A 4703-nucleotide genomic window follows, 5' to 3' on the forward strand; every position below is an offset into this window, starting at 1 on the left:
GGCCCGCCGGGTGCTCGACACGCTGCGCCGCGCCGGGCCCGACCGGCGCTGGCTGATCGTCCTGGACAACGCCGACAAGCCCACCCGCGCCACCCGGTCGCTGCTGCCGCAGGGGCCCGGCCACGTCCTGCTCACGACCCGCGACCAGAGCTGGAGCGAGTACGCCACCGCGACCGAGCTGACCGTCTTCGACCGCGCCGAGAGCGTCCAACTGCTGCGCGACCGGGTCCGCGGGCTCACCGAGGCCGAGGCCGCCCAGGTGGCCGAGAAGCTCGGTGACCTGCCGCTCGCCGTCGAGCAGGGCGCGGCGTACCTGCGGGCCAGCGCCATGCAGGTCGAGAAGTACCTCAGCTCGCTGGACACCCCCGGCCTGCTGCGCATCCTCGACGGCCGGCAGTCCGCCGGCTACTCCAAGGCGCTCGCCGCGACCTGGCTGTTCACCCTCGGCCAGTTGCGCGAGGAGAAGCCGGCGGCGGCCCGGCTGCTGGAGCTGTGCTCGTTCTACGCGCCGGAGCCGATCCCGGTCGCGATGCTCACCGGCGACCGCTTCGCCAGCTTCATGGCCCCGATCGACCCGACGCTGACCGACCCGATCCTGCAGGGCCTGGTCACCGCCGAACTGGGCCGCTACGGCCTGGCCCAGGTCGACGCGGAGAACAACTCGGTGCGGATCCACCGGCTGGTCCAGCTCGTCATCCAGGACCAGCTGGCCGACCCCGACGAGGCCCGCCGGGAGGCCCAACTGCTGCTCGCCGCCGCCAGCCCACGCGACCCCGACAGGCCGGTCAACTGGCCGCGGTACGCCGAGCTGTGGCCGCACGTACGCCCCAGCGGCCTGCACCTGTCCACGATGGACGAGGCCCGGCAACTGGTCGTGGACATCGTGCGCTACCTCTACCGCCGGGGCGACTACGACACCAGCCGCGCACTGGCCGAGGAGTCGCTGGCCGCGTGGCGCGACACCGACGAGGACGACCCCACCAAGCTGCGGATGCGCTTCCACCTGGCGAACGTCCTGCGCGCGCAGAGCCACTTCGACGGGGCGTACGAGATCGACCGGGACGTCTACGACCGGCAACGGCGGATCTTCGGCGAGGAGCACCTCTACACCCTGATGACGGCCCGCAGCCTCGGTGCGGACCTGCGCGCCCAGGGTCTCTACCACGAGGCCGAGGCTCAGGACCGGCGCACCCTGGAGCTGAGCGTGCGCAGCTTCGGCGACGACAGCGGCCGTACGCTGACCGCGGAGAACAACCTCGCCGTGTCGCTGCGCCTGGTCGGTGACTTCCGCGGCGCTGCCGCGCTCGACCAGAACATCCACGAGCGGCGGCGGGACCGCTTCGGTGAGGAGGATCCGTCCACCCTCGCCTCGGCCAGCAACTACGGGCGTGGCCTGCGCGACACCGGCGAGCTGTGGCGGTCGCACAGCGTCCTGCAACGCACCTACACCATCCAGCAGAAGGTGATCGGCGCGGACCATCCGGAGACCCTGCGGACGGCGAAGGAGCTGGCGCTCACCCTGCGTCAGCTCGGGCGCTTCGCCGACGCGCACCGGCTGATCGAGCGGACCGTGGTCCGCTACCAGCGCACCCTGGGCGGTGAGCACGCCGACACCCTCTCCGCCGAGATGGCCCTGGCCACCACCTGGTCGGCGGTGGGCGACAACCAGACCGCCCTGCGGGTGGCACGCCGCCTGCGCGACGGCTACAACGAGGTGCTCGGCGAGTCGCACGCCATCACCCTGGCCTGCCTGAACAACCTCGGCGTGCTGCTGCGCAAGCAGGGCGACCACACCCAGGCCCGCGAGCTGTCCCAGCGGGTCCGCGACCAGTTGCTGACCAACCTCGGCGAGCGGCACCCACACACCCTGCTGGCCACCCTCAACCTGGCCAACGACCTGTTCGCCCTCGGTGACCGCGACAACGCGTTGCTGCTGGACACCACCGCGTACGTGGAGCTGACCCGGGCGTTGGGCGCCGAGCACCCGGACACGCTCTCCGCCTCGGTCAACCTGGCGTTGAGCCGGCAGGCCACCGAGAGCGAGGCGGACGCCGGCCGGGCGCTCTACGACGAGGCGTTCGGCCAGTTGGTGCAGCTCTTCGGCGGTGACAACCCGCGGGTGATGCAGGCCCGCCAACGGGAACGCTCCAACGCCTACATCGAACCGGCGCTGCTCTAGTGGGACGGGATGGTGCATATGTCGAGGCGGCGTAGGCCACGGAGCCGGGTCCCCGCCGAAGGGCCGCCGCAACCATCGAACGGGTCGTCGAGGTCGCGCAGGATGGCATCGCGGTTGGCGGCGATCGTCGGCGCGAGCGGCCTGCTGGCCGCCCTCACCGGCGTGGTGGTCGCCCGCAGCTTCGATCCGGTGGTCGATGGGGCCGCGGACGTAATCGGCAGTGACCCGTTGCAGGTGTACGCGGTTCCGGACCGCGACCTGGGCGCGGAGCTGGATGCTGCCTGGGTGTCGGACCGTCCACTGCCGTCGAGCATCACGACGGGCGGTCAGAGCCCGGAGCGGCTCACCGCTGTCCTGCTCGCCGCGGGCGTGGTCCGGGCGGGTCAGGCCACGACCGCGGTCACGATCGAGAACAAGCGCTCCGATACGGCTGTCCTGACCGCGATCACCGCCTCCGTGCACCGGCGTGCCGTGCCGCTGAGCGATTCCTTGGTCGTCATTTCGCGGGCGGGGGGTGGCCCCGGTGCGGGTCCGGTCGCGCTCGGATTCGATCTTGACGGGCCCAGTCTGTCCGCGCAGGCGTTCGGCAAGCACGACGTCTTGACCGGTCCGTATCTTGACACAACCGGCCTCACGCTGACCGGCGGCGAGAAGCTGAGGTTCAATTTCGTCGGACGTACGAAATCCAGCTATGTCGAGTGGTCAATCAAGATCGACTATGTGGTCAGTGGTCGGGCCCGGACGCTGACGGTGCTTCCGGGCGGCTCTCCCATGCGGGTGACCGCACTGACCAGCCGCTATTCCCACTCGTACCGATGGAATGACGAGGGCGTGCAACGGGTGCCGGTCGAGCAGGTGTGCGGCTCGGACTGCCGGCGTGAGCAGTGGCGGAAACCGGAATGAGGAGCGGGTTCGGGATAAGACCTGGTGTGCGCATCGTCCTCCTGACTGTCGTCCTCTTGGTGCCGTCCCTCCTGACGGCGCTTCTCGTGGTGCGGAACGAGGGCCGACACCAACCATCCGGAACGCCCGACGTCCAGCCCGTCGACACGGCGTCAACACCACCGGCCACAGTGCGCGCGGACGTGGTGCCCTTCCAGATCGGCGCGCTCGCCACGCCGCTGAAGACCGGCGAGAAGCCGCCTCCCGCCCGTACCTGTGCGGAGGCGATGAATTGGATGCGGGCGATAGGTGGCGCGGCCATCGGTGAGGCACGGGCAGAGATCTCGATCCGAGTCCCGAGACGGGTGCAGGTCAACGTCCGCGACATCCGGGTGCGAACCGTCGACTCCGAGGTCGTCGACCCTCGAGCCGCCGTCGTCTGCACCAACTCCGACTACACGGTGGATCCTCGTCCGGGGAACTGGCGCTTCGCGGAGACGTTCGGCATCCTGGGCGCGCCCGCATCGACCAAGACCGAGGTCGTAGAGCTTGCGAGGCCCGAAGAGTCCGTCGATCGGCCGGCAGTCAGAATGTCGTACCTGGGCGTGACCAGCGAGGACCTGGACGTGCCGGCCGGCGGGGACCTGCGGGTGCCGTTCTACGTGACGGGGCATGGCGGGCCCGCCCACCGGATCGGGTTCCAGATCGAGGTCGACGTGACGATCAACGGCGTTCAGGAAACCCACATCCTCGACGATGGTGGCCGCCCCTTCTCCCTCTACGACAGCACGTTGCGCTACCTCGACGCCAACTACGACTGGCTGGCGGACAGGAGGGAGTGGGTGGTCAATGGAGGCGATCGGACCATTTCGGTCGCTCCGGCCACTGTGCCGACGACCAGGTGGTGCAAGGCGCTCTCCCTCGCCGAGGTCCGACGGGTGCTGCGACAGTGGGTGGAGGCGCAGTCGTTCGACTCGGATTTCCGGCCCAGCTGCGCGTGGTTCGACGGCGCCGTACGACTCAATCTCGCCCTGGACCTCGAGCCAGACGAAGCGTCCGCGAGGGCCGAGTTCGCCTCCATGCGCAACGGGACGCTCGGCCTCGGGGGCGGCATCAAGCCGCACGTCGTCGACATCGGAGACGAGGCGGTGGCGGTGGCCGGTTCCGGCATCTACGAGGTGTTCGTCCGAAGTGGTGCGGAGATGATGAGCCTTACCCTCGGCGATCCCGAATTCCGGAATGACCCAGCGGTGCTGAGCGCGCTCGTCGAACTCGCCCGAACCGCCGCCGAACGCCTCTGGTGACGACGGCTCGGCCGCTTCCTCGTGGACGCGTACAATGATCACCGACGTTGCGTCAGGGCGGCTGCCACCGTGAGCACATCGGTATCAGGGACCGCCTGATGGGTTGCGCGGACCAGGTCCGGCCGCGCCATCAAGGTGTGCGCCGCGTCGGAGTGGCCGCCTCGACGGGCAGCGAGCATCAAGCCGACCCACGCGTCGCTGTCTTCGGGATCATCGATCAGCCGCCGCTGGTACGCCATCAACGCGCCCGCTACGTCACCTGCGACGTAAGCCCGGTCCGCCGGATCGTCAGTGAAAAACCCGCTGCCGGGGGCGACGAGGCGGCGGCGCACCGCCGC

The 4703-nt window shown here is 69.9% G+C and carries 4 protein-coding genes; 3 read left to right on the forward strand and 1 reads right to left on the reverse strand.

What is annotated here, in order from left to right; translation table 11 throughout:
• From fxsT to AB0J68_RS27685, 3 genes are all read left to right on the forward strand, one after another.
• The coding region (fxsT, locus tag AB0J68_RS27675) for an FxSxx-COOH system tetratricopeptide repeat protein (protein WP_363941277.1) at positions 1-2179 on the forward strand (2179 nt) is incomplete at its 5' end.
• Between the two features lie 102 nt (positions 2180-2281).
• Complete coding sequence (locus tag AB0J68_RS27680) at positions 2282-3082, forward strand: hypothetical protein (protein WP_355065176.1); 801 nt, start codon at positions 2282-2284, stop codon at positions 3080-3082.
• On the forward strand, positions 3064-4365 hold the full coding sequence (locus tag AB0J68_RS27685; RefSeq protein WP_363941282.1) for a hypothetical protein: 1302 nt from the start codon (positions 3064-3066) through the stop codon (positions 4363-4365). Before AB0J68_RS27680 ends, AB0J68_RS27685 begins: the two co-directional genes overlap by 19 nt.
• Positions 4366-4403: 38 nt before the next feature.
• On the opposite strand, the gene AB0J68_RS27690 is transcribed toward AB0J68_RS27685, so the two are convergent.
• Positions 4404-4703: hypothetical protein (locus AB0J68_RS27690; protein WP_363941285.1), on the reverse strand; the 300-nt coding region annotated here is incomplete at its 5' end.

Origin of the sequence: Micromonospora sp. NPDC049580 (assembly GCF_040675595.1) — a bacterium.
Taxonomy (GTDB): Bacteria; Actinomycetota; Actinomycetes; order Mycobacteriales; family Micromonosporaceae; genus Micromonospora.